Genomic DNA, 24,626 nt, shown 5'->3' with positions numbered 1-24,626 from the left:
GCGAAATGCTCAAGGAGCCAGCGGCTTCCACTTTTCCGCGTCTTCCACGAAGTCCACGGGCACGGTGATGCGGATCAGGGTGTTGCCCACCACCAGGGTGTTGGGGTCGTCCCGCCGCACGACGTCGGTGGCGCTGACGATCGCGGGGGCGCTCACCATGCCGCGCTGGTACAGCTCGAAGTACCGGCGCATGCCGTGATAGGCACGCTCCAGGCGCGCGAGGTTGTCTTCGAAGGCCGTCTTGGCTTGCTGCACGCCGGCCTGGTAGCTTGTGCTGAGAAGGCCGCGAAAGAAGGCCTCTTCGGCAGCGTTCTGCGGCCGCAGCTGCGTGTTCAGGCCCAAGGCCTCGTTCACCACCGAGCCACACTGGTCCGGTGGCAGGCCCACCATCAGCCAGTCGCGCCAGGTGGGAGGGACGTCAACGATACGGGCGGGCTCGTCGAGGTGGTAGACGCGGGAGGCCACTCGCATCACGGCGGCGTCCAGCGCGACGCTGTCCCGGGCCTCGGAGATCACGGGGGGCAGCACGCCGCGGCCCATCATCAGGTCGGAGAAGCGAAAGCGTTTGTCCAGCGCGGCACGTTGGACCTGCACCTCGCGTCGGATGTTGCAGGTCTTGTCCAGCAGGCCCTGGCGGGCACCGAGCGTGACGGCTGCTTCTCGCAGGGCACTCTCGCGCACTACGGAAAGCTTCTCGCCCTCGCCTGCCGGCTGCCGCACGGTGTTCATGATCCGGTCGACCGCCTCCTGCGCGCCGGCCGCGAGGCTGACCGCTGCAAGCGCCGCGGCCGCGAGCGCGCGGAGTTCAATTCGCACGGTAGCGCACCTCGATCGCCTTGTCGGTGAGCGCCAAGTCGGCGCGCTGGCCGAACTGCAGGCCCACGTCACGAAGCAGTTCCTCCAGCGTGGAGTCCTTCGAGTCCACGATGACGAACAACGGCAGGTGGGGTTGCGGGCCCAGCACCCGGAAGGTGAGGCCCCGGGCAGCTGCGACCTGCTTCAGGAGCACCTTGCCTTCGCCCGCGTAGTTCATCGAGAAGCGGGCTTCCTGCAGATTCAGCGGCTTGGCCTTGGATGAGGCCGACGACGTGGAGGCCGGCAGCACCTCCGCACGCTGCAAGGCACCGTCGAGGAGGACCTTGGATTCGTCGGCGGCGGCGGGCTCGGGCGGCAGCGGCGTCGATGCGCAGCCAGCAAGGACGGCGAGCGCCGCCAGCAGGGGAAGACCAGGTCGCATGTGCATGGTGGGCGAACTCATCGGAGACTGGAGCGAAGTGTATGCAGCGGATAATGCGCCGACAAGTCTTTTCTTCTGTATCAGTGCATTCCCACGGATTCTATTACGCGGGCTTTTGCGGCGACGCAACTATCGGCCCGCCACCGCGGGCGGGCCGTCGGCCCCCCCCGGAGGACCCGGACCTGGCAGCGCTACGGGCGCAATCACCTCAGCACCCAGACGATGCACGCGACAAGCAATTGCACTGCTTGCAGTGCGACGGCCCAGTTCTTCAGCGTCAGGGAGCTACGCTCCTCCCCAACTCGGGTGAGGAGAAGGGCGACGCAGGCACAGATGAAGCCGAAGGCTTCGAGGTTGTGAGTCATTCATGGCTCGTGGAGGCGCAGCAACATCACTGCCGCTCGTATAGCCATGAAGCTTTAGCCCTCGTCCGGCGCGCACCAACGGCTAGCGCGCAGCCAACGCACGACGCACACGCGGGATCCCGGGTGGTCACGCGGCATCGATGTGCACGGGCCAGCAGCAGCCTGAGTTCGTGCGTGCCGATGCGGGATAGTGGGGGGCGAATGGGAGGAGCGGGGCCGGCGTGCGGGCCAACTCAACACCCGCCTCGTGCAAGAACCCTTGGCGGGGACGTCGAGGCGGGGACGCTCGCTCTGTCACCCGCGAAGGGCCCCGATCCACCGGCCTGAGGGGCAGTCGCCGAATTTGCTGGCCGGCCCCGAACGTGCCCTAGTCGGAGGCTGGGTCTTTTGCCAGCAACTCGAAGATGCCTGCCTGTGAGGGGCGAAGCTCGAGCCGCAGCCCGGGGTACACCCGCTCGGCAGACGACAGCACGGACCGTACCGAAACGACCTCGGACCCCACGCCAGTGAGCATTTCGCCGGCCAGGGTGAGGATTCGGATACCGCTGACTTCACCGGCTCCCATCTCCCCTTGGCGCGGCGGCCGAACTTCCGCTTGAAGGACCGGTTCCCCAGCGGGCGTGAAGTAGCCGCCGTCCCAAGTACGCGCAAGCGCCACCTCCTCACGAGCCCGCACCTGCACAGCCGAAGCCTGCGGGTCTGCAAGGAAACCATCCACGCGCCTAGCCAATTCACGGGTTGCGGGAATCACCGGCAGCCGCATCAGGTAGTCGCGCACCTCCTGCAGCAACAGCAGAGCGCGGGCATGCACCAGGCGTTCAGAAGCGAGGGAGGCGGCCGTGTCCATGGCGTCGCATCAGCCCGCGCGCGAGAGCTGATCCAGGTCGACGCGCCCTGCGCAGATGGACTCGATCGTAGCCTTCAGCTGGGTCAGCTTGTCCGCGGGCAAGCCCCGGATGGAGAAGTCCAACTGGCCACGGCTGTCGAACACCTTCAACTTCCCGCGCGCGTCGCCCATCTTCACGTCGGTGGTGTTTCCTCGCTGCCGCTGCTTCGGACCCTCAAGCTTCGAGGCGACGATGTCGCGTACGTTCTTGTAGCTGAGGCCCTTGGCGATGATGTCGCGCACCAGCCCCTCCGCCAGGATCTCCACCTTTTCCGGATCCTTCTCGTACGCCTCGCTGATGAACAGCGCACTGATCTCGTAGGCGGTCGAGTAGGACGAGGTCGCCTCGTGCTCCGACATCATGAGCAGCAGGCGCTCGGGGATCTTGGTGATCCTCAGGTAGCCGTTCACCAACTGCCTCGATGGCTTCTGCCCATTGACCTTGACCTTCTCCGCGAGCTCGTCCTGGGTGGTCACGATCTTCTCGTCCACGAGTTTGCGCATGAGCATCGCCGTGTCCAGCCCCGTATGGTTCGTGCGCTGGTCGTGGAAGTCCACGGCCCGGTTGTAAAGCTCGAGTGCGTCCTTCGGCGGCTGCTCGATCTTCACTTCCAGGGACTCAGCTCCGATCACGCGGGCGGAGCGCAGCCGCGTACCGCCTTCGATCAGGCTCACGCGTCCCTCGGGCGTGACGTACCCGTTCACCGCGACCTTCTGTCCGTCCTGCTCCATCGACAGCGCGGTCTTGTCGACGGCCCCTGGCTTGTAGAAGTAACGCGGCGAGTACGGGTTGGGGTCGATGAGCGACAGCGGGACGCTGTACGTCTTGCCCACTTCCAGCGCATTGATCTCGAAGGCCGCAGACGTACTCGATACCAGCGTCAGGCGCGGGCTGCTGGCGCCCTGCCCTGCTGGCGCCTCGGCCGCGGGCACCCCGGCAAAGGCACTGGTCTGCTTGGCTACGACGGACGCTGCTACATCAAAGCGGCTATCCGCGTGCCGGCTTGCCTCTTGGTCCATGCTCTCGAATGCGTCGCCGTAGTCCATCAGCTCGGGTTTGCCCCGGGACTTGCTGGGGGTCTTTGCGGCGGTCATGCTGCGAGCCTTTCTTCCCGTTGCAACGGCATCTTCAGGATCGTGAGGACCTCGTCGACCAAGGCCTCGACCTCACGAATGCTGTCTGCGGAATTCGGCACGTTGTGCACCGATGACCCGTAGATCATGGATCGGGGATAGGCCTTGCGATCGCCGAGGGGCACCGATGCCAGCGGGAACTCCTTGTCCTTGGACTGGCTCTCGAGTGCCTTCTCCTCGTCCTTCAGGTGCAACCGCGCCGCCACCGGCAGCACACGCGCAGGGAAGTTCGGCGCCGGCGTGCGGCCGGCCTGCACCGCGTTCTCGTGCAGCGTATCCCAGACCTTGCGCACCAGCCTCTTCGCAGCTGGCAGCGCCGCCAGGTCCCCCATGTTCAGGCGCGTGGGGATGATGGCCAGGCTGCTCACAAGGAGCGCGCCCCACGTACTGGCCTGCTCCACCGAGGGAGCGCAGTCGACCACGATGATGTCGTACTTCGACGCCTGCACGCCGAGCTGCATGGCCACATCGGCGCCGTAGCCATGGCCCGACCAGAGGCTCGCGGGGAAGTTCTTGCCTCCGAGTCGCTGCAGCCACTTCGTGGCCGTCTCCTGGGCGTCGCAATCGGCCACACATACGTCGTAGCCGCGGCGACCGAGGGTGCCCGCCAACTGACACGCGGTGGTGGTCTTCCCGCTGCCGCCCTTTTCGTTGAAGACCGAGATCACAACGGCCGGTCGCTTCGCTGCCATAGATAAGCCCTTCTGTTCTGGTAACAATCGCGCCAAGGGTGCAATTGCCGGGTTTTAGCCTCGTGTGGATTCTATGGTTGCTCCTATGCCTGCGTCCAATCTGTCAAGGCCCACAGGCCCCTCGGAACGCCTTTCCGTTGTCACAAGCAAACAGATCAGCTGCGTTAAAGAACACCAGTGTTGACCGGGGGCGCAAACGTGTCAGGCGCCTGACATGCTCTTGGCTGCGTCGATCTTCACGCCATGGAAACCTGGAACAGGTGTTGCCCAAGCGCCGGATGGCGACCGGCAAGCAGGCGGCAGTCGCCACCACTGCGGCTCAAACGCTTCGCGCGCCCGGTGGCGCTCACGGTGAGACGACTCGCTCAACAATCACTTAGCGCTCGGCGTCGGAACGCGGCACTTGGTGTCAGGCGCCTGACATCGGAACCATCATCTGGAGCCGCAGACGGCCTAAAGGTGTCAGGCGCCTGACACGCGCAGTGGCGGCTGCGGCGCACGCCCCCCAGGGCCGGCGACTGCACTGCGTGCTTCGGAACCCACATTGAACGCGAGCTCCGCTTAGACCTCCCGGCACGAGTGGTGTCAGGCGCCTGACATCGGGAATCCATCTGGTGCGGGTGTCAGGCGCCTGACACCGCGATGTTGAGCGCCACCGGCGCACGTTTGGGCAGAGGCAAGCAACCAGCAGGTGTCAGGCGCCTGACATGGCGCCGGCCACAACGAGCGAGGTCGCGGTCAGCGCGTCCAACTAGCCCAGGGGCGTCCGATGCTCCGCGTGCGCGGGCCCCGTAGAGCAAGATCGGGGGCGGAAGCGATGCCGGTTGCGCCATCCGTCCAAATCAGAGGAGCTGCAACGGAGGTCGATTACGGCAGGCACCGCCAGCGACACGCCCTCTACGGGGTGCGAGCAGCGCGGAGCGGGTTCCGCCTCGGCGTGCAGGGCGAGATCCACCCCCCAGTCCTGCAGGCCTGACCCCGGTGGTGTCGGGCGCCTGACACCACCTCACCGGCTCCAACATGGATCCAAGCTCGAGGTGCAGACCGGTCCAACCCAGGGTGAATGGAGTCCGGAGGATGCGGCCCCGGGGGCCGCCTGCGCGGCGGCCCCACGTCCGCACCGCCCAGCTCTACCGCGGCTCGCGCAATGAAGGGCTGTACGCCCGGACAGTGGCGCGCACCCCGACACACTTCGCGCACGAGCTCCCCTGCCTGGCGAAGTCCCGGAGTGGCGCGCGCCAGACCATCTTCGCGCCGGCAAGTCAGCGCACCGGCGGCTCCCGGCCCGCGCCAAGCTACTGCCGGAATCGGAATCTGCACCGGCGTCAACCTCGGCCCCGTGTCGTTCGTACGCCCCGGAGGCGCCAGCGTCAACACTGCGGATCCTCGAGGCGCCCCCTCCCTCGTGCACCAGACGCGCACCCGGACTAGCCGCCGCCCCCCGCTCGGTACGCCGGCTCACATCCAGCACCTCTCCGGCGTCACGCACCAGATGATCGAGACAAGGCACGTGTGGGTGTCGCGCGGCCCCCCCCGCGCCGTGTCGTATGCAGCAAGCCCCGCACCTTCGGACGTGCGCGCCAGCGCCCGCAGGCGCACAGCGAACGGTGCCGCGGGCCAAGCTCCGACCTCCACGCCTGGCCCACGCAGACGCACGTGGCACATTCGCTGCCAGTGGCTTGTCATGCACGCTCATAGCAGGCTCCGGCGTTGCGGTCGTGCCGCATGTCATGCATACCGGCGGCCCCGCTCGACACGGGACACACATCCAGTTGGAACAGCGGCACTCCCCAGCCGGTGCGCCGAAGGTTGCGTCGACACACCCGAGTCGCGCCAAGCGTCTCCCGCGTCATACACGCGCCGGAGGTTACGCCTCAAGGAACAGGCGCTTTCCACCTGGCAGCGTGACGCGCGGCGGGCGCCAAGGGAGAACTCCCTGCGGCATACCGACCCGGTTGGCCGTGACACCTTCGGGCGCCACTCCGGGCCACGCGACATACATGGTGCCTCCGTGAGGGGCAAGGCCACCACGCAAGCGCGGAGCGATCGCGTCATGCCGCCACCGCGCATCGACACCCGCGTGTCATGCGCCCCTACGTCGGTCCGGGATTCACGACTCTCCGGGGATCCCCAAGTCGGGTGCCAAGTTGTCCAAGAGCATCCTCGCTGCCTTGGCCCGGCTGGGGGCCGCGGGTCCGCGCCAACTTCGGGAGCGTACGCCGCCCCGGTCACGGGAGGCGTCTTCTAAGGCACTCAGACCAGGCGCTGGTCTGCAGGCAGAAACGCGCCGCTACCCGGGTGACGGCCTGCCGGGAATGCGCCTTCCCCGCCCTCGATTCACACTCGATGCGCCTCTGCTGGGGCGGGGCAGAGGCCTCGCCTATACCAACACGTGATTGCCAGCGCACTGCCACCAGTATCCAAACACGAAGCTATTCATGCTTCGACCGAGCAGTTGGCCAGCAGCCGCGATCTTTGCCGCCACCCTCCGCAGGCACAGGCTGCTGAAGACCGATCCTCGATCCGCGGGGGTAGGGCGGTCCGATCCGCGGCCAAGCCGCCGAACAGCCTAGCCCCCCAAGCGCGCCAGGTCCTGGCAACGATCGCAGACCGCCTGGCACTTTGTTCCGCCGATCTGCGACCTGAGCTGACTGCAATTCACGGAGCGCAACCTGCGCTAGGAAACCGAATCCCCAATCGCGACAAACTCTTGCCTGCTGCTTTGGATAGTGTCCGGTACCGTTAACACTATCCGGCTCCCGAGGCACTCCTATCCAAACACCTGCGCCTCCTGGTATCCCGACACTCGCGGGTCCCCCCTCGTGGAGGGTGCCCCCGGCCGCCTCGCGCGCCAATGGGGAGGCCGAATGCGCCTCGCGATGACGGCACCACCCAGGTAGACCCGGAGCGACTCTTCGACGCACTGCGCCGCGCAATGCGCATCGAAACCGTGAGCCTTTGGATCTCCCGCGCCGCGGGCGGCGCCATCGAGCCGCACAGACATATCCAACACGTCGCACTCCGCCTGCCTCGCGGAGCAGCGCTCTATCCCGACATTTGCATCCGCCTTGGGGCCGGCGCAGAATATGCCTTGTAGCTATATAACGTCGCAAACAGCGGTATCCGAACACCTAAGCGCCACTATCCCGAACAGGTGTTTGGGCTCGTTCTGTATCCAACACTTATCCACGTAGGCGAAACCCAGCATGAACCAGCCCCTCGAAAGCCGCCTCACCGGAGCCGTCGACGAGGGGGCCCCGCCCCTCCAGGCCCCAGAGCATCGTCCTGCTGGAGCCGAGCTCCCGTGGGCAGCCGGACCCGCCGCGGCCGATCTTCCTGGGCCCGGCACCGCCGGAGCTCCTGCCTGGGAAAGGTCCACGCAGGGAGACGACCCCGGGCAAGCAGACGCCCAGATGCCGGCCGATCACCCGGCGCAGCACTCCTCGATGGCGACTCCCGAAGGAGATGACCGCGCGCGCGGGCTCCTCGCTGGCCAGCACCCAGGCCGCATCGCCCCGCAGGACCACCCGACCTCGCTCACTCGATGGGGGAGGACCGGCACGCCCGGAGCAAGCCTCGCCGTGGCGCACACTGCCGGCGCGGCCCTCGATGCCGGCAACCTCCCGGCGATCCCGCCCTCCACGCCGATCACCGCCTCCTCGCGCCAGAAGTACCTCGATCGGGTGAAGTTCCTAGAAGGCTACGCCGTCCGCCAGCGTTCCAGCACTCCGGAGGATCCGGCTTTCGTCACCATCCTGGATGCCGTCAACGACCTGCTTGCCCGCACCGACCTCTCCGCAGCCAGCAAGCTGTCGTACCGGAACGCGATGGTCTGGTACCTGCGGGAGCAAGGCGACCAGGCGCTGGAATTCCGCCAGGCCTACGCGCTGCTGCAGACCATGAGCTTCGCGAAGGATCCGGACCGGGCTTCCAATCGCAAGCGCTCGATCCCGGAGGCCGACTACGAGGCGCTCACCGAGCAGCTCAATGAGATGGCAGCGTCCTCCGACTGGGCAGTCCGCGCCCTGGTCTGGGCCAACGCAACTCTGGCTACGGGAGCCCGCCCGATCGAGTGGCTGGCCGCGACCTGGGACAGCAGCAAATCGGTGCTGACCATCCAAACCGCCAAGCAGCATCTCTCCCCGCCGGACTTCCGCCGCGGGGGCAGGGCGCCCCAGGAGGAGGGCGGCGAAGGCGCTGATCAAGAAGTGCCGGACATCGACGAAGAAGGTGCAATCGAACCACCCCTGCGCGTGGAGGGCCCCGAGCGGATGGTCCCGGTGGCACAGGGCCTGGATCGCCTGATGGTCGAGCAGCACCTGACGTTCTTCAACGCCGCGATCCCCCTGGGCGCAATCCCGGCCGAGCGCGAGGCGCACTTCACCCGCTACCACGACCAGTGCCGCCAGGCACTGCGCATCGCGTGCGACCGCCTCTGGAAGGGCTCGAAGTCGTACACCCTCTATACCTTCCGCGGTCAGTTCCAAGCCAATCAGCGCGCTCGGCACGGCATCGCGGCAACCCGCGAACTCATGGGACACAGCGGTCGGGTCAGCGGGCGCTCCTACGGCAAGGGCAACCAGGCCTTTCGCTCGATCAAGGGCGAACGCCTGCGCAGCTCCGATCGACAGCAGCACGATCGCGGGGAGAGCACCGGCGCCGACGCTTTCGACCGAGAGGCAGGCGAGGGCGCTGCATTCGACGTGGCACCATGACACTGACCGTGTCACTTTTCTAACGCACCAGTTCCGTGGAACATCGTGTTCCACGATTTCCCGATCCGCGCGCCGGCCCATCCGCAAGTATCTGATCCACAAGGAGAACTCTCGGCCACGTCGGATAACGGGCAAGGCGCAGAACGGGAATTTCGAGAGTTCGTGCCGCGCAAGTGCCACTCGCCGTAAGTGGCACTTTCTGCGATGATCCCTGAGCAGAGAAAAACACACGACACCCGCCGCCACCAACAACAACCACCGACCCCGATGCTCCTGCAGCCCGAAGGCCCGCTCGGCCCGCAGCCGACACCCGGCAGAACCATTGCCACCGGAACAAAGCCGCGTTCGGCCAGCCGGGTGCTTCCCCCGCACGTTCCGCGTGATGCGGCGCTCGGCCTGCAAGATTGCCACCAACTGCTGGTACGGGAATTCGGCGACAAGGCTCCGTCGCTCCGCACACTGAAACGCAAGGTGAAAGCGGGAGAGCTCAAACCATACGAGAAGCAGCCGGCGACGAAGCCGCCGAAGTACGTCTGGGGCAAGATCCGTGGGCACATGATGCCTCGAGCGGTTCCGCCGGAGCCGCTCGCCGCGCCAGGCGCCCCGGGCACGGTAAGCGGTGGTGTCGCCGCCGCTCCCGCGATTACTCAGGAGCAGCTCGCCGGCGCCCTTGCCGCGGCGCTGCCGCCGTTGCTGGAGCCGCTCCTCGATCGGCTCGGTCGCCTCGAGAGGGAAGTGTCCGGCCTTGCCGGCGTGCGCCAGACGCTCATGCTGAAGTACGACGCGGCCGCAGGCGCCGCCCTCAGCCGCGCCGATCTCCTGGACGCCCAGGTGAAGGAGATGCGCAAGCTTCTGGACGTGGACACCCAGTTGCGCCGGCTCGTCACGGAAGTCAGTCGCCTGGCGTCCAAGGCCTGAGGACCATATAGAGAGGCGCGAGACTTAGCCAGGTACCTGACTTAGTCCCGCAGGCCGGGGGCGGTCGCCACGCACCACTTGTTCCTGGTTGGGCCGCCTGCCGGGGCTGCACCGTCGTGCCGTTGTTCAAGGCCCGCAAGGTGTTCTTCCCCATCGAGCGCGTGACCGGGCCGCCGATGACCCTTGCCAGGTCAGTCGCAGAACACGTTGTCGCCGTACCGCTTGCAGGCCACCGGCTTGCCGGCGCTATCCCGAAGGTAGACCGTTTCACCCAGTACGGCCGGATTGCCACCGCTGCGGCCCCCCGGTGCGGCGGGCGTGTCCCCGGTGTTGTAGCTGCGGCTGCCGTCCGAGCCGAAGGTCAGGGGCCCCACCTGCCGGTAGATCGTGGTGCCGCTTCCCGGGGTGTTGGCCCACTGCATGTTGCCCGGCGTCACGGGCTTCCAGCCGATGTTCTGGCCGGCGGCCGCTGTGCACAGGATGAAGGCGGTCAAGGCCACCGAAAACTGCTTGTTCACTGGCGTCGTCCTTGAAGCAAGGGCCTCAGTATGGCAGAGCCGGCGGGGGCTCCCAGGCACTTGCCGCTGCCGAGGCCGTTTGCTTTCAAGGGGGACGGTCCGTAAGATGCGTTTGTATCCGTGTACCTTCGCGAACTGCTCATGCCAACCACGCCCCCGCGTCGACCTGCTGACGGCCCCCGGCTGCCGCAGCTGCTGTCGAAGCCGTTCTACGGGGGCGCGGGGGCCGCGCGCAGACCCGCGACGGCGAGCCCGGCCGTACGTCCGTTGCAGCCGCAGCCCGTAGCGACCTCGTCACCGGTGCCCGCAGTGGAGCCGGTCCGGCGCGGCGCGACGCCTGCGGCCATCGCCGCGGGATTCCCGCTCATGCGGGCCAAGCCCACCGTCACCTACACCGACGAGCAGCAGGCCATCATCGACTGCGACGCCCGCGTCGTTGTGGCTGACGCGAAGGCCGGCACCGGCAAGACCACCACGGGTATCGGTTTCGCGAAACGACGCCCGCACGCGAGCCTCCTCTACATGGCCTACAACAAGAGCCTGCAGCTGGAAGCCACGCAGCGCTTCGGGGAGAACACGGAGTGCCGCACGACGCACTCCCTGGCATTCCAGGCCGTCGGCAAGCATTACTCGCACCGGGTGAGCTTCAACTGGCGAGCGCTGAACGTGCGCAACGAGTTGAACCTGTCCAACATCCGGGCCGCGGCAATCGCACAGTCCGTGCTGATCGCCTTCTTCCAGAGCACCGCCAGCGAGATCACGCTGGAGCACGCGGGCGAGGCAGAACTGAAGTTCCACGCCAGCGAACACGAGATGGCCGCCGGCGTGCTCGACGCCAAGGTCTTGTGGCGCCGCATGCAGGACCGCAGCGACACCGTGACCATGTCGCCGGATGCCTACCTCAAGATGTGGGCCCTGACGAATCCGCGGCTGAACTACGACTTCATCATCTGTGACGAGTGGCAGGACGCGAACCCTGTCACAGCGCACATCGTGGAGCAGCAGCGCCACGCGAGGCTCCTGGTGCTGGGCGATCCGCACCAGTCGATCTACGCCTTCCGGGGCGCGATCAACGCGATGGAGCAATTCCCCGGGGCCACGCGGCTGCACCTGTCGAAGACCTGGCGCTTCGGACCGAAGGTGGCCCAGGTCGCCAACCTGGTGCTGTCGGAGCTGAAGAAGGAGCAGGTCCTCATCAAGGGAATGGGCGAGGACATCCCGTACCGCAGCGGCGCCCCCGTCACGCGATTGGCACGCACCAATGCGCAGCTGTTCAAGGAAGCGGTGCTGCTGGAAGGCCGGGGCGTGCACTGGGTGGGCGGGGTCGAGAAATACAAGTTCGACCGCATCCTGGATGCCTACTACCTCTTTGCCAACCAGCGCGAACGCATCAACGATCCGTTCCTGCGGTACTTCACGAGCTACGGCGACATGGTCGCCTATGCAACCGAGTCCAAGGATCCCGAGACCAAGATCCTGGCACAGGTGATCGACGAATACCGGCACGACACCCCACGGCTCGTTCAACTCGTGAAGACCAATGCCGTGAAGGATCAGCCCGATGCGCAGCTGACGCTCAGCACCGGGCACGGCGCCAAGGGCCTGGACTTCGACTACGTGCAGCTCGCCGACGACTTCGAGATCCTGCAGGAGTGCGAAACGATGCTGGTCGCCGACCCGTTCGCGCAACTGCCGCATCAGGAGTTGAACCTGCTGTACGTGGCGTTGACGCGGGCGAAGAAGGAGATCGCGCTGAACGCCGACACGAGGCAATGGCTGCAGAACCTGCCGCGCCATCGCCGCGATCGCGCCGAAGCGCTGGAGAGAGCCCGCGCGCGGCAGGAGCCTTTTCCAACACATGCCGCCTAACCCGACGGCACCCACCCACCAATTTCCAAGGAGCATCTCTCATGAAGACCATTGCGATCGTCCGTTCCACCGGCTCTGCTCAGGGCGACATGATCCTGCGCGGCGTGTACGGCCGCCACACGCCTGGCGCGAATGCGGAGGTCGTGGGGCGCTTCCAGATCGCTCCGGAGTTCAAGAACATCAGCTACCTCTTCGAGCTGCTGGACTCGGGCGAAACGGACATCAGGCCCGACTCGGTGCACACCATCGAGGTCGAGGATCACCTGGAGACGCTGGCCAAGGCGCAGCTGATGCGGGCGATGGCCGTCCGCTGGGAGAAGATGTACGCCAACGCCACTCCCTCGCAGATCGGCATGCAGGCGACGATGCTCAAGTCCGAAGGCGCCAAGGTCGCCACCGCGGTGAAGCGCCACCTGGCTGGCCTGGGCATGCGCGCCTACCTCGTGCCGGTGCTGTGCGAGATGAGCACCTACGAGCCGGGCCGCTTCATCGACTCGGAACGCACCCTGATGGCGACGCTTACCAACCCGGTCAACGTGACGGCCGTGGCGGATGCGCAGCCCATGGCCCTGGGCGATGCCCTGTCGCGCCCGGCACCCGCAGACCCGGAGGGCACCGCGGCTCCGGCCGCCGGCGAAATCCCCCTGGCCGCGGCGCCCGCGGGCGGGGAGGGTGGGGCGATGGTGGTGGCGGCCGCGCCGGCGCCGGCGTGGGCGACCGACGACTACGCCAACGGCGTGACGGCGCAGGTCGCCGGCAACGTGCTGGTGCTGGCGACCTCGCCCGAAGAAGCCCGCCAAGCGGTGATGCTCAACGCCAACATGGGCCAGCAGCGCGAGCTCACCGGCGTGTCGCTGGACCTGCAGCCCGTCGGGGTGATCGGTGTGCGCCCGCGCCCGGCGGATGCCGAGCAGGAATCCGGCGGCGACTTCGACGACTCGGGCTTCGACCCGGACTTCGAGGACGGCGACACGCTGCGCGACCGCAGCTGAAGAAATTTCGCCGCCAGCTATCGGTTCCGATAGTGGCGGCGTTGGATGGAGCCTCGGCAGGGGCTACACTCCGTCACCTTTTCAGTATGTACCTGTATATGTCCGCGAACCGACATCTCGTGCGCGCTGAAGGCGATGGAGTGGTCGCCGTCCCCGGTGACTGCTCCCCTGGATGTTTCGACAACACACTGCGCAGAGGAGAACGGGCAAAAAAAATGGCAGAGGCTGTGGAGAGCCTCCGCCAGGCACGCGACGCACATTGCACGTCGAAGAGCTGTCACCCGCCAAAGTGATCTGATCTCGCCGAGGACCCTTGCGGGTCTCAGGTGCGTTGCTAGGCGCACCACATCGAGCAGGATCCGACCGCTAAGCCGAATAAACAAATCGCAGGCGGATATTAGGACAGACTTCAACATGCGTCAAGCGTTATTAAGCGCCTGGCCGAAGTGAAAGCGATTCCACAGTCCTTGCCGGTGCCCATGCATCGCGATGAGGGCGTTTTCGAGCTACGAGCAGCTGTCCGCCGTCCAGGAGGCGCGCTTGCTCTATGGCAACCACACGGACGGCTTCTTCACTCACGCGCGCAAGCTCGCGGAGATCGGCTCGGACGGCCGGCCCAAGTGGGACCAGAAGTGCTACCCGCTCGAGCAGCTGGAGTCGGTGCTGCAGGCCTCGCGCGGGGCGAAGGACGTGTACCTGTCCCAGTCGACCTTCCTGTACCCCTCGCGGCAGGAGAAGGCGTTCCTGCGCATCCGCTGCGTCTACATCGACCTGGACATCTACAACGCGCACCTGCAGGACAGCGAAGGCACGATCCGCGACCTGCTGTTGGTGATCCAGAACGCAGGGATCCCGCTGCCGACCACGGTGACCCGAAGCGGACGCGGCCTGTACGTGCGATGGTTCCTGAAGGACGCGGTGCGCAGGTGGGAGCTGCCCCAGTGGAAGGCGCTTCAGGCGCGCCTGAGCCAACTGCTCGTGGATTTCGCTCCGGACGGCAACGCCAAGGATGTCAGCCGGGTGCTGCGTTTTCCCGGATGCGTGCACAGTGAAACAGGTGCCCTGGCAGAAACCCGTCAGCTCAATGCCGAGCCGGTCGCGCTGTCCGAGTTGACCGAAGCCGCGCTGAAGGCGGTGCCCAACATCCGCCTGGCGCGCAAGACGGCGGAGAAGGGGAAGAAGCCTCGCGCAGCCACCGGGGCCGGCGCCCTTTGCGAGGTGGACGTGCACGCATTGAAGGGTTTCATCGAGGCGAACAAGCCCCTCATGCCGAGGGAGCACTCCACCGCCTGGATGAATCTGCAGCGCGCGCACGACCTGGTCAAGGTGATCGACATGCGCGGGGGCGTGCCAGTAGGCCAGCGAACGGAGTTCACGCTGTGGCTGCTGAACCTGGTGCTGCAGGCCAGCGACCGCAAGAAGGTCGAGTTCGACAAGTTTATGGGCCAGCTGCTATTGGGCATGCCCCTCTCGCGCGACTTCGACCCGCAAGAGGAGGGCTCCATGCAGACGCTGGAGCGGCGCCAAAGGCAGTTCGAGGCCGGCGAGCGGCACAAATTTCACGGCCGCGAATACGACATCCGCTACAACCCGAGCAACGACTTCCTCATCGGCAAGCTGGGCATCACCGCGGAGGAGCAGCAGCACCTGACGGTGGTCATCGACGAAGACGAGAAGCGTCGCCGACGCGAGGCCAAGCATCCGCAACGCGTGGTTGCGCGCGACGGGCGTGAGCAGCGCCGGGTCCAGGCCGTCGAACTGCGAGCCCAGGGCCTGAGCATCCGGGCGATCGCCACCGCGCTGGGTGTCTCCCAAAGCACGATCCACAGGGATCTCGATACCCGCCAAGAGGGCGCGGAGTACGTCGAGACGCGTGGCCGTCGCGCCGGACGAGACCGTGAGAAGTGTCCTCACTATTTCACGCCCGTGGAGCTCGCCAGGCGCACCCGCCGGCACCACAGGCCGCATCTCGCACCCCTGCTTCCCGCCAAGACAGACGCCGCGCGCATCGCCGCAACCATGCAGCAGCTGAACGAGGACCAGGCGCGGCGCGCGGCGGGCCTTGCCGACGACGCGCTGGACCGCGAGCAGCGCAGCCGGCTCGAAGACAGCTCGATTTCGCTGCGCATCGCAGTGAGTCTCACCAGGATGGCCCAGGCAGCAGCGAAGAAGGAAGCGCAGACGGGCCCCCGGGGGGCCACGCCATCGAACTCCCCCGGCACGCCGTCCGCCTCCTGGGGCAGCGCGGCGCCGCCGATCCCGCCGCCCTCCCGTGTCGGTGCAGCGCCGCCGCCGAATCGGCTGCCGCAGCTGCTGCACCGCCGGCTTCCTGAAGGAGCCAGCCCATGAGCCGTGTCCGAGAACGCCTCGAAGAAATGCGCCGCACCGGGGCCGCAATCCCCGCCACACCGGCCGCTAGCGCCGGTGCTACCGCATCCCCGGTTCCGATGAGCCCAAGGGCGCGGCGGTATGCCGGCAGCGCCGACGACTTCCCTCCTGATGCTTCGCAGGCCCGGGGGGCACGCGAGCCGCAGGCTGCCAGTGCTGCTCTTGATTCACAAGCGCAGGCGTCCGCGGCATCCCCCGTGGGACGCCCGGCGCCGGCGACTGCCCTGGCACCCTCCCGCTACGCGCGGTACGGCGCCAAACCGGCCGCGCCGGCGGCCGCACAGAATGCTGCTGCGGAGTCGCCAGCATTCGCCCAGATGTCCCAGCCAGCCGCGCCGGCGCCGCAGCAAGGCCAGGAGACGCCCTACCACCTCGACCTCGCCCGGCACTGCCTGGAGATGTGGGCCAAGACGCCACAGCGTCCTTGCGATCGTGAGCTGATCGAAACCATGGCCGCCTGGTACGAGAACAACCAGCGATGGGCCCTGGCTGGGCTGACCGCGATGGTGCGCCAACGACTCGACGAGGCCTCGGCGCAACTGGCACGCTCATGCGAGCAGGGGGACGCGGCCAACCTGACCAGGGTGAGCGCCAAGCCGGAGGCCGACGGGGATGCGCCACCGGCGCGCTCGACGCGTGCCGATCGCTTCGCGCGCCCCCGCGGCGGCTAACGAGCGGTTGCGGATCCAAACCGGCAGGCCGAAGCAGGCCAGCGGAATCCTTGCACTAATCACTGCACTCAGTGCGGGCAGAACTGGGTCTCGGGGCCCGCGCGCGAGCGGCTTCACGCGAGTAAGTCGCTGTCGCGTAACGACAATTTGCCGCATCGCCAAATCTCTGCAGTTTTCATTGCGCTGTTGCGCCAGAAAATGCGGTCCGAAGGCCTCTATTTGGCCCACGGTGCGCGCCTAAAGCCGCGCCGGCAAAGGACTATTCCGCCTCACGCGAAATCTCTGCACTAATCTCTGCATTCGCCCGGGAATCACTGCACCCAAGCGCACCGCTGTCGCCCAAACGCGCCCGCGCGGAGCGCCCCGGAGCGAAGCAAGTGCCTGTCACGCAACGGAAAAGGTCATCACGCCACCCGGGCAGGAGCCGCCGCGCACAATGCAGAGCTCACTGCAGCAACCCGGCGCGCCAAGCTCCCGCACGCTGTCCCGTCGTACGGCGACTGCCCACTTCGCAGCCTCTGTATCCGTATATCGCTACAAATGCATGAAGCGCACCAAGGAAACAGAATCTTATGACGCATGCTCATGTAACGGCTTTTTCTGTACATAAGCGGGGTGCGGGGGGACGGGGGATGTTTTAAGGATTTCGGGCTCCGAGGAAGCCGAATTCAAGGACTCATCGATCCAGGGAATTGCGGGCCTCCGCCGGATACTGGGGGCAGCCGGTGGTGACTCTTAGGGTTCTTTCTTAACGCAGAAGGGGGGGAGGCGTGGTGTGGGCAACTCGCAGAGTTGTCCATGCCTTCAAGCCTGGGGGGAAGCCTTTCCCCCCCACAGCGCCCCGCCCGCGCAACGCGCTTCAAACGCCGACCGCATGGCGTTTGCAATGGTATTGCGGCGCAGCGCACAATCAGACCGTTCAACCATCTTGCACGGCCGGCTCATGAGCGCTCAACTCCCCACCCCACAGCTTTCGCGGGCTCAGCGTTGGGGCGCGCGCACGAGCGTTGGCGCCCCGCAACCTCGTGCTGCTGCGACCGGCGAGCAGCAGGCGGCTCCCGTACCGTCGACGGTTCCCGTGGCGGGCGGCGGGCGTTCGAGGTTCGTCGTCCATTCCGCGCCGGCCCCCCAGCCCGCGCGGGAGGCGCCGCAACCGCCTTCCGAGCCCCTGGAGACCTTCGTTGGCGTGCTGGAGCGCCTGTCCATCTACAGCGATTGGGCCGTCGGGACCGCACGCAATGAGGATCGTGAGGCGGTCAAGGTCACCGGCGCGCCCCTGGTCGACCTGGTGGAGGGAGCGGAATACGAGTTTCGCGGCCGCCCCAGCTTTCACCGCCAGCACGGTGAGGGCTTCGCTGTGGAAGCGGTAGTGCCGCACATCCGACCGGACCGCAAGTCGATCGTCAAGTTCATGACGAAGAACTGGAAGTCTCTGTCCGAGCAGAAGGCCAACAAGTTCGTCGACCAGGTGATCGCCGGCGCGGCAGGCGATGAGGAAGAAGCGAAGGCGCTCGAAGCGCTGCGGCAGCAGCTCCTCGCAGCACCCTGGAGCCTGGATCTGTCTACCGTGGCCAAGCGCGCGGAATTCAAGACCGACGAGACAGCCTCGGCAGCGCTCGCGTTCCTCCACCGGGACCTGGCCACACGCCTGACCGGCATGCCAGGCATCCGGGACAACGTCTTGAAGGCTCTGGCCAGCCACCTGCTCGCCAGGGAAGCGAAGGAAGCACTGTCCAACGCCGACAACCCGCTCGCGCCGAGCTCGAACCTGGATCCGCGGCTGCTGGAGAAGTGCTGGGCCCGCCTGATCAAGGATCCGTACGAGCCGATGCCGTTCGTTGCCGGTTACGGGTTCGGCACGGCCGACGCGATCGGAGCTGCGTCGAACATCCCGCGGGACGCCCCGGAGCGCCTGCGCGCCCTGGTGCTTTTCGCGCTGGACCAGGAATGCACGCGCAGCGGCCACACATATCTGACGCGCAACCAGTTCATCCGCGCGATCGAGCGGGTGGATGCGCAGGTGCCTGCGCAGCGCGCCATCGAGCACGGCCTCGAGGCGGATCTGATCGAGATGGATGAGGGCTTCGGCGAGAGGCGGTTCTACACCCCCGACTTGCTTGACGCCGAGCGCAGCTTGGCCGCACGGGTGGCGGAGATGTGCGCGCCCGTGGCTCCGATGACCAAGGCGCCTCGCGACAAGGTGATCGCCAAGATCAAGGAAGTCACGGCGCGCGTGGCGCCCGGCACCACCCTGGACGACTCCCAGCTCGCTGCGCTGGTGGGGATCCTCACTTCCAAGAAACGCCTGCACACCCTCACGGCCGGGCCCGGCTGCGGAAAGACGGCGCTGATGGAGATCCTCACCTGCGTGCTCAAGAGCCGCGACTTCGTCTTCTGCGGCCCCACCGGGAAATCGGCCAAGGTGCTGAACAACCGGTTGTCCAAGCACGGGCGTTCGGCCGCCACCGTGCACTCGACGCTCGCCGGCGGATCGCGCAAGGACTTCACCTTCAACGAGGACAACCCCCTGCCGGGCAACATCCTCGTGCTCGACGAATCCGGCATGGCCGACAACGACCTCGCCGATGGCGTGCTGGCCGCGGCCAAGGAGATGCACGTGATCCTGCTTGGCGACCACGACCAGTTGCCCTCCGTCTCGCCTGGCCAGTTCCTCAAGGACATCCTGGCCATCGACGGGCCGGACCACCATCGCCTGACGACCACGCACCGCAACGGCGGCGGTATCCTGGACATCATCAATCAGGTGCGCGACGGCGAGATCGACTGCGCCGATCGGCCCGACGTGCAGTTCTCCCACCACCTGGGAGAAGCGGCCGCGGAGTTCCCGCGGGTGGCGCAGCAGTACGTGAACGCAGTGGACCGCCACGGCTTCGACAACGTGATCCTGCTGATCCCCAAGCGCCAGGGCAACCCAGACACCCCCGGGTGGAACACCACCTACGCAAACGCGCGGCTGCGCGAGATGTGCAACCCCAACGCGGAGAAGGTGCCGGGCACGGGTCGCCTGCACGTGGGCGACCGGATCATCATCCGCGCCAACATGAAGGTGCCGCTGGCCGGCACCGGCGGTCGCCAGGAAGGGCGGGGCCGCGAGGACGACGACGAATGCGACGCCAACGAGGTGCGCGTGGTCAACGGCGACACCGGCAGCATCGTGGCCTGGCAGCCCTACCGCCAAAAGCAGGGGCAACCGCGCCGCGCCGGTGCGCAGTACATCACCCTGCGTCTGGACGACGGCCGCACCGTTGATTTCCCCGGCACGGTCACCGAGGTTTTGCAGCACTCCTACGCGCTGTCCGTGCACTCCGGGCAGGGCAGCGAGTACGCCCACGTGATCATGGTTGCGCCGCAGGCATCCCGCGGCTTCGTGAATCGGCCCATGCTCTTCACCGGGCTCTCGCGCGCGCGGCACATGCTGGAAGTGCACGGCGAAGATCGCGACCTCATGAACATTGCCGCCACGCCGGCCCCGGCGCGCAACTCGGCGCTTCCGCAGCGTGTGCGGCGGCTGCTCGGCCAGCCCGAGGAGGCCACCCAGGGCCAGTCCACCGCCCTCGACGAAGACCCGGGCGACTTCGACGACGCGTACTCCGGGGTGCCGTGCACGCCAGTGCCTCCCTCCCAGATGTCCGCCCGCGCGCGCCGCTATAGCCAGGGCGATTTCTGATCGTCCACTCTCAAGGAAACAGCATGCTGATCATCCGCCACATCGGCAACAGCACCGGCTCGAGCATCCCGGGCTGGCCCGAGGTTGGTACCGTCGCCGGACTCATGGATGCGCTCAAGCGCTGGCCGCTGGAGCCCCGTCTGGACATGCGCGAGGACGACCAGCAGGAACAAGCGCCGTATCGCGGCCGCGCATGGGGGCACTGCATCAAGCGCTTCGACCAGCGCAAGGGGCGCAACGTCTACGAGGCGACCAAGCCGATCTATCCCGACAGCCCTGACGCGGTGAGCTACCTGGGGAACTTCCTCGGCTACTCGTTCGCCTTCTCGCTCGACACCGACGAGCCCACGCTGATCGCGCAGCTGGACGCCGCGATCGCCGAAAACATGGCGCGGCCGGATTACCAGGCCGCGGTGCAGGAGATCCGCGAGCGCGAGCAGGCCGAACAACGCCGCTGGGCATCCCGCCAGCGCGCATGAAGGAGATGGGACGATGACCGTCGCTAATTCCACCCCTGACACCGGCGAACGCCTGAAGCAGGAGCTCGCTGCGCGCAAGGCCGCGGCCATCCTGCGTGAGAGCGGGCTTGCCCTGGCTGCCTCGCAGGTCGAACGCGTTGCCAACGACCTGGCGGTCGGGCCCGCGGACTGGGCTCGGCGCGGATTCTTCCGCGACACCTTCATGGTGACCGTGGTGCGCGACAGCCCGGCGGAGTTCCAGTCGCTGGGGGACATCGATCAGGCAATCTCCACCGGCGACTTCACCGGCTCCTATGAGCTCGTGTGCACCGAGGCGCTGACGCATGACCAGGCGCGCGCCGCTTGCGAGGCCGTTGGATCGGACCCCTCCTTCTTTCGCGAGCTGGCCGAGAACGAGGCGCAGAGCCTGATCGGCAATGCCTACGCGGTGCATGGGCCGCGCCCCTCCTGACATGCCGTGCTTCCTCAATGCCTACGACGACGGCCGACCCGATCGCGGTGTCATTCGTGGTGGACAGGTGCTTGCCCACCGCGTGAGCTGCCGCGAAGTCTGGCCGAGCGGGTCGACACCGCGCGGAAGGATGCGCGGGTGACCGGGGCAGGGGAGCTGCCGGCCGCGGTTCTGCCGCTTCGGGAGGAATTGCGCGCAGCGGCCTGGTGGCAAGACGAGCAGCGGCGGCGCGAGATCGACCACGGCCTGCGCGAGCCTGGCTCCATGGTCCTCTGGGTCTTCCAGGGGGTGCAGGCCCGACTGATTGAGATGCGGGCGCTCCAGGCGCGGGGCCACGACGGCATGCCAGGTTTCGCTGAGCGGATGACGGTACTGCAGGACCTGGTGGCTCGCGCCCCGTGGCGCGTCGATCCGGACCTGGGACTCGTGCCTCGAACCGAGGCGGCGGCACGGCAGCTACAGACACCACGGACGTGGCAACCCTGAGAGTGAGGAGGAACATGGAACTGTTTACCAAGGCGCCGCTGATCGGGCGCAACCACGGGCTCGGCGTCTGGGCCGAGGGCGACCAGGCCACCGGCGAGGCCGATCGCATGACGTTCTCGCACGGGGTGGCGAGCTTCGGCTACCTGCTGCAGCCCAACGAGCGTCTCACCGGTGCGCAGTGGATGCATCGCATCCGCAGCATCTACAGCGCGGAGGAGCCCCGCACGCGCGCCGTGCTGGAGGCGATCAGCCGCGTGATGATGGTCCCACGCTTTCGTGACGACCGCATCCTCTACAGCCCCTCGGGGGAGCCGGCGTTTCGCGGACGGCTGTCCCAGTGCCAGACACATGCCAACGCCTTGAGCACCGCGGACCGACGTTGGGCCGAGGCGCCCATCCGCCTGGCGGCCGAGGCGCCTGCCGCGGACGTGCACGCTGCCGATGTCGCCGTGGCCAACCTGCGCCTGGTGGGCGCACGCATGGTCCCCGCGGGCGCAGGAGCGGCCGATCTCGAGGGCGCAAGCGTCTACGAGCTGCATCCCTTCCTGCGGGAGCTCGGGCCTGTCACCCAACTGGCTGTGTTCACTTCCGAGGACGTGTGGCACCAGCAGATGTCGGAGTTGGCCGTGTCGGCGGCGCTGGAGGCCGGCGGACATGGGGACTCGAGCGTGGCCCGCGCATCGTCGGCCGCCGGCGAACGCGATCCGGACGTGGCGCTGCGCCTGGCGGCTACCCAGGCGCGCTTCGGCGGCTACGCATCGGTGCTGACGTTCGCCATCGGCCACCATTCCCGTTCGGGCACGAGCAGCCTGCCCGAAGACGCGGACCTGACGGTGGACTCGGTCCAGGCCTCGCTCCGCAACTTCCTCGAATCGCTGCAGGACAACGCCAGCTGGAGCCCTGACGTCGCGGTCTTCTTGGGCCGCCCAGCGCCCCTGGTGAACCCCTCCGGTGCCGTGCAGCCCTTCGAGCGCATGTTCCACCCGGGCCTGATCGGCTGGCAGCTGCCTAAGCACCTGGTGGAGCACCTGGTAGACACGCTGCAGCCGCGAAGCGTCGAGCGAGAACGGGGTTGAGCAGGAATGCAAGAAAGTCGCATCTCCGGATGCCGCTGCGCAAGCACCGCGATTGGAGCCCGCCCAGGGCAGGCGCAATCGCAGGGCCGCTGGAGCCAGGAATCGATCGGCCGCGCGGCCAACTTAGATACGCGCGCCTCCGATCGCGCCCTCTCGCGGGCGCTGACTACTGCCCTCACGCTGTGCCTGCTACAGCGATGGCGCCACGAAATGTTCGACGCGCCTGCAAGCGCGCGCCGTGATGCACCCGCGGAGGTCGCCGATGCTGGCCCGGGGCGGGTCGCAGCCGAGGAGCTTGGCGAGCACACGCTGCGCTTGCTTCGCATCGAGCAGAGGGATACCGGATGGTGCGGCGCGCAGCAGGTCCACTCGGCTCTGGAGCGCGCCTTCATGGACGCCGGCGAATGCGCCCTGCAGCGGTGTGGTTCTCCGGACGCAGACCTGGTGATCCGCGCGCTGGAACACACACGGGCCCAGGTTAGGGCGCCTCTGGGGCCGGACTAGGGCCCTGCGCAACAGCGCCCAGGTGCCGGAGGAGACTTCGTCGCGCTCATTTGAGTTCGCGCATCGACGCGGCTATGCTAGCCGTTATTACAGTTCGCGCCGGTATACGCCTTCAAAGTGTCAAAAGCCAGGACATCCACCTCCGCAAGCCGGGCTACGAAGGCGCTTCCGGCGCGGACCGAGCTTACTGCGCTTCCCGGCAAGGGCCGATCGCCAATCGAGCCCACCGCCGCGGGCAACCGGGAGCGCCCCTGATGGATCCGCGCGATCTGCGGCCAGGCGACACGGTGTTGACGCGGCACATCCAGAGCCGTGGCGACCGGCTGCCGGTGATCACCGAGACGACGCTGGAACTCGAGCAGGTGCTGCCGCGGGACCAGATGGTGATTGGCAAGCCGCTGCGGCGCTTCGTCTACATCCAGGGCAACCCCGCCGGCGGCCAGCAGGTGCCGGCCCGGGGCAGCGAGGCCGCCCATTTCGGGGATCTCGTGACGGTGCAGGCCCGGGGCCGCCAAGATCCCCAGCCCGTGGATCGTCTCCCCGACGTTCCGACGGCACGCGTGCAGATTTCACTCACGCTGGACTGCTACCTCGCCGGCAACTCCCCGGAACGCGCGCGAGCAGCGCTCAAGGAAGTCGCGCAGGCAGCGCCCGCCCGCGGGCTGCTGGCTTTCGGCTTTCCGGATGCGCGCGTGGTTTCCTGCAGCGTCGAGATCGACGGCACGCCGGCGATGAATTATCCGGATTCGCCTTCCTACACAGAGGACAGCGACCGCGATCGCGGAGAACGCCAGCGCTGACGACCCTTCCGAACACACACCAGACGGAGCCTCCCATGCTGAACCAGTCCACCCCGGCCCACCCTGAGCCCGCCGAGCTCTCCACGGAGGAACGTCAGGCCCTGATGGAGGCGCTGTACCAGCGCTTCATCAACAGCGGCTCTCCCGGCGCGCTGAAGCCGGCCCTGCTCGCCAAGGCGGCCGTGATGTCCGACGAGGAGTTGCTGCAACGCATGCTGCAGTACGAAGCCGACGGGGATACCGAGATCGCCGCGGTGCTCGCGCGTTTCGGCCTGTCGGAACTCCCGATCGACCTGCGCCTGGACGTCGAGGGCGCGGCCCGCCTCGTGGATCCGCACCTGCTCAGGGTGCAGGTGTCCGTGTCGGAGTTGCGCCGCTTCGAGTTGGACCACTTCAGCGTCCGCGACATGGTGAACTTCGGCTCCCTGCGCATCGAGCTGCCCCAGAGCGTCTCCGCCTTGGGCTACGTGGCGCAGGACGCGGGCTGGCCGGTGCCGATGCGCACCTACGCCGTGCTCACCAACGGCATCCAGATGGAGCCGCTCATCGCCTTCGAGATCGAGTGCGGCCGCCCTGGGGCATTGGACGTGGCCTACCGCACGCCGCAGATGCGCCTGGCGGCCTTGCGCACGCAGGTCGCGCAGGGGGTGGGGTCCGCCGACACCCTGTCGATGACCACGAAGACCGACGCCCGCTACTGGCTTCCCATCGAGGCCGCAGCGCATGGCGAAGTCGAGCGTCCGCGGGAGGCCTGAGC

The 24,626-nt window shown here is 67.2% G+C and carries 20 protein-coding genes; 13 read left to right on the top strand and 7 right to left on the bottom strand.

All coding sequences use genetic code 11. From position 1 onward, the window contains the following. Positions 1–9: 9 nt before the first annotated feature. The 6 genes from WG923_RS14685 to WG923_RS14660 form a co-directional block, all read right to left on the bottom strand. The gene (locus WG923_RS14685) at positions 10–816 is read right to left on the bottom strand and encodes a type IV secretory system conjugative DNA transfer family protein (RefSeq protein ID WP_340351731.1); all 807 of its coding nucleotides are present in this window, start codon (positions 814–816) and stop codon (positions 10–12) included. Beyond that, positions 806–1,243 carry a DotD/TraH family lipoprotein gene (locus WG923_RS14680; protein ID WP_340351730.1) on the bottom strand — a complete coding sequence of 146 codons (438 nt, stop codon included), beginning with the start codon at positions 1,241–1,243 and terminating at the stop codon, positions 806–808. Before WG923_RS14680 ends, WG923_RS14685 begins: the two co-directional genes overlap by 11 nt. Before the next feature lie 197 nt (positions 1,244–1,440). After that, positions 1,441–1,602, bottom strand: coding sequence for a hypothetical protein (locus WG923_RS14675; protein WP_340351729.1), 162 nt, complete (start codon positions 1,600–1,602; stop codon positions 1,441–1,443). 367 nt (positions 1,603–1,969) lie between these two features. Further along, positions 1,970–2,449 (bottom strand): hypothetical protein, encoded by a 480-nt coding sequence (locus tag WG923_RS14670; RefSeq protein ID WP_340351728.1) that lies wholly within the window; start codon positions 2,447–2,449, stop codon positions 1,970–1,972. Between the two features lie 9 nt (positions 2,450–2,458). Further along, entirely contained in the window at positions 2,459–3,583 is a 1,125-nt protein-coding gene (locus WG923_RS14665; RefSeq protein WP_340351727.1) for a ParB/RepB/Spo0J family partition protein, read from the bottom strand. Then, a complete protein-coding gene (locus WG923_RS14660) occupies positions 3,580–4,314 on the bottom strand; it encodes a ParA family protein (RefSeq protein WP_340351726.1) in 735 nt (244 codons plus the stop codon). The genes WG923_RS14665 and WG923_RS14660 overlap by 4 nt, the downstream gene beginning before the upstream one ends. 3,413 nt (positions 4,315–7,727) lie before the next feature. Between WG923_RS14660 and WG923_RS14655 the strand changes: the two genes are divergently transcribed. Further along, positions 7,728–9,029 (top strand): hypothetical protein, encoded by a 1,302-nt coding sequence (locus WG923_RS14655; RefSeq protein ID WP_340351725.1) that lies wholly within the window; start codon positions 7,728–7,730, stop codon positions 9,027–9,029. 204 nt (positions 9,030–9,233) lie between these two features. Next, a complete protein-coding gene (locus tag WG923_RS14650; protein ID WP_340351724.1) occupies positions 9,234–9,947 on the top strand; it encodes a hypothetical protein in 714 nt (237 codons plus the stop codon). 191 nt (positions 9,948–10,138) lie between these two features. Here the strand turns inward: WG923_RS14650 and WG923_RS14645 are convergent, their stop codons facing one another. Next, the gene (locus tag WG923_RS14645; RefSeq protein WP_340351723.1) at positions 10,139–10,465 is read right to left on the bottom strand and encodes a hypothetical protein; all 327 of its coding nucleotides are present in this window, start codon (positions 10,463–10,465) and stop codon (positions 10,139–10,141) included. A 366-nt stretch (positions 10,466–10,831) separates the two neighbouring features. On the opposite strand from WG923_RS14645, the gene WG923_RS14640 reads away from it, so the two are divergent. From WG923_RS14640 to WG923_RS14590, 11 genes are all read left to right on the top strand, one after another. After that, positions 10,832–12,334 carry a UvrD-helicase domain-containing protein gene (locus WG923_RS14640; RefSeq protein ID WP_340351722.1) on the top strand — a complete coding sequence of 501 codons (1,503 nt, stop codon included), beginning with the start codon at positions 10,832–10,834 and terminating at the stop codon, positions 12,332–12,334. A gap of 41 nt (positions 12,335–12,375) precedes the next feature. Continuing rightward, complete coding sequence (locus WG923_RS14635; protein WP_340351721.1) at positions 12,376–13,326, top strand: hypothetical protein; 951 nt, start codon at positions 12,376–12,378, stop codon at positions 13,324–13,326. A 540-nt stretch (positions 13,327–13,866) separates the two neighbouring features. Further along, a complete protein-coding gene (locus tag WG923_RS14630; protein ID WP_340351720.1) occupies positions 13,867–15,675 on the top strand; it encodes a helix-turn-helix domain-containing protein in 1,809 nt (602 codons plus the stop codon). 356 nt (positions 15,676–16,031) lie between these two features. Beyond that, on the top strand, positions 16,032–16,385 hold the full coding sequence (locus WG923_RS14625; protein ID WP_340351719.1) for a hypothetical protein: 354 nt from the start codon (positions 16,032–16,034) through the stop codon (positions 16,383–16,385). Positions 16,386–17,571: 1,186 nt separating this feature from the next. Further along, entirely contained in the window at positions 17,572–20,073 is a 2,502-nt protein-coding gene (locus WG923_RS14620; protein ID WP_340351718.1) for an AAA family ATPase, read from the top strand. 23 nt (positions 20,074–20,096) lie between these two features. Beyond that, positions 20,097–20,552, top strand: coding sequence for a hypothetical protein (locus WG923_RS14615; protein WP_340351717.1), 456 nt, complete (start codon positions 20,097–20,099; stop codon positions 20,550–20,552). A gap of 13 nt (positions 20,553–20,565) precedes the next feature. Further along, positions 20,566–21,003, top strand: a complete 438-nt coding sequence (locus WG923_RS14610) for a hypothetical protein (RefSeq protein WP_340351716.1) — start codon at positions 20,566–20,568, stop codon at positions 21,001–21,003. Positions 21,004–21,141: 138 nt separating this feature from the next. Beyond that, entirely contained in the window at positions 21,142–21,489 is a 348-nt protein-coding gene (locus WG923_RS14605) for a hypothetical protein (RefSeq protein ID WP_340351715.1), read from the top strand. Positions 21,490–21,503: 14 nt separating this feature from the next. Next, entirely contained in the window at positions 21,504–22,565 is a 1,062-nt protein-coding gene (locus WG923_RS14600) for a hypothetical protein (RefSeq protein WP_340351714.1), read from the top strand. Between the two features lie 758 nt (positions 22,566–23,323). Next, complete coding sequence (locus WG923_RS14595; RefSeq protein ID WP_340351713.1) at positions 23,324–23,869, top strand: hypothetical protein; 546 nt, start codon at positions 23,324–23,326, stop codon at positions 23,867–23,869. 35 nt (positions 23,870–23,904) lie between these two features. Beyond that, a complete protein-coding gene (locus WG923_RS14590; protein ID WP_340351712.1) occupies positions 23,905–24,624 on the top strand; it encodes a hypothetical protein in 720 nt (239 codons plus the stop codon). Positions 24,625–24,626: the final 2 nt, after the last annotated feature.

It is taken from the genome of Ramlibacter sp. AN1133, assembly GCF_037890035.1.
Taxonomy (GTDB): domain Bacteria; phylum Pseudomonadota; class Gammaproteobacteria; order Burkholderiales; family Burkholderiaceae_C; genus Ramlibacter.
This window is presented reverse-complemented; position numbering and strand designations above follow the sequence as displayed.

What these genes read in the sequence shown, in the direction of transcription:
- WG923_RS14595 (WP_340351713.1), top strand. Translation starts at nt 23,324, where the DNA reads ATGGATCCGCGCGATCTGCGGCCAGGCGACACGGTGTTGACGCGGCAC.
- WG923_RS14665 (WP_340351727.1), bottom strand. Translation starts at nt 3,583, where the DNA reads ATGACCGCCGCAAAGACCCCCAGCAAGTCCCGGGGCAAACCCGAGCTG.
- WG923_RS14635 (WP_340351721.1), top strand. Translation starts at nt 12,376, where the DNA reads ATGAAGACCATTGCGATCGTCCGTTCCACCGGCTCTGCTCAGGGCGAC.
- WG923_RS14590 (WP_340351712.1), top strand. Translation starts at nt 23,905, where the DNA reads ATGCTGAACCAGTCCACCCCGGCCCACCCTGAGCCCGCCGAGCTCTCC.
- WG923_RS14670 (WP_340351728.1), bottom strand. Translation starts at nt 2,449, where the DNA reads ATGGACACGGCCGCCTCCCTCGCTTCTGAACGCCTGGTGCATGCCCGC.
- WG923_RS14650 (WP_340351724.1), top strand. Translation starts at nt 9,234, where the DNA reads ATGATCCCTGAGCAGAGAAAAACACACGACACCCGCCGCCACCAACAA.
- WG923_RS14655 (WP_340351725.1), top strand. Translation starts at nt 7,728, where the DNA reads ATGCCGGCCGATCACCCGGCGCAGCACTCCTCGATGGCGACTCCCGAA.
- WG923_RS14660 (WP_340351726.1), bottom strand. Translation starts at nt 4,314, where the DNA reads ATGGCAGCGAAGCGACCGGCCGTTGTGATCTCGGTCTTCAACGAAAAG.
- WG923_RS14615 (WP_340351717.1), top strand. Translation starts at nt 20,097, where the DNA reads ATGCTGATCATCCGCCACATCGGCAACAGCACCGGCTCGAGCATCCCG.
- WG923_RS14610 (WP_340351716.1), top strand. Translation starts at nt 20,566, where the DNA reads ATGACCGTCGCTAATTCCACCCCTGACACCGGCGAACGCCTGAAGCAG.
- WG923_RS14600 (WP_340351714.1), top strand. Translation starts at nt 21,504, where the DNA reads ATGGAACTGTTTACCAAGGCGCCGCTGATCGGGCGCAACCACGGGCTC.
- WG923_RS14625 (WP_340351719.1), top strand. Translation starts at nt 16,032, where the DNA reads ATGTCCCAGCCAGCCGCGCCGGCGCCGCAGCAAGGCCAGGAGACGCCC.
- WG923_RS14675 (WP_340351729.1), bottom strand. Translation starts at nt 1,602, where the DNA reads ATGACTCACAACCTCGAAGCCTTCGGCTTCATCTGTGCCTGCGTCGCC.
- WG923_RS14680 (WP_340351730.1), bottom strand. Translation starts at nt 1,243, where the DNA reads ATGCACATGCGACCTGGTCTTCCCCTGCTGGCGGCGCTCGCCGTCCTT.
- WG923_RS14640 (WP_340351722.1), top strand. Translation starts at nt 10,832, where the DNA reads ATGCGGGCCAAGCCCACCGTCACCTACACCGACGAGCAGCAGGCCATC.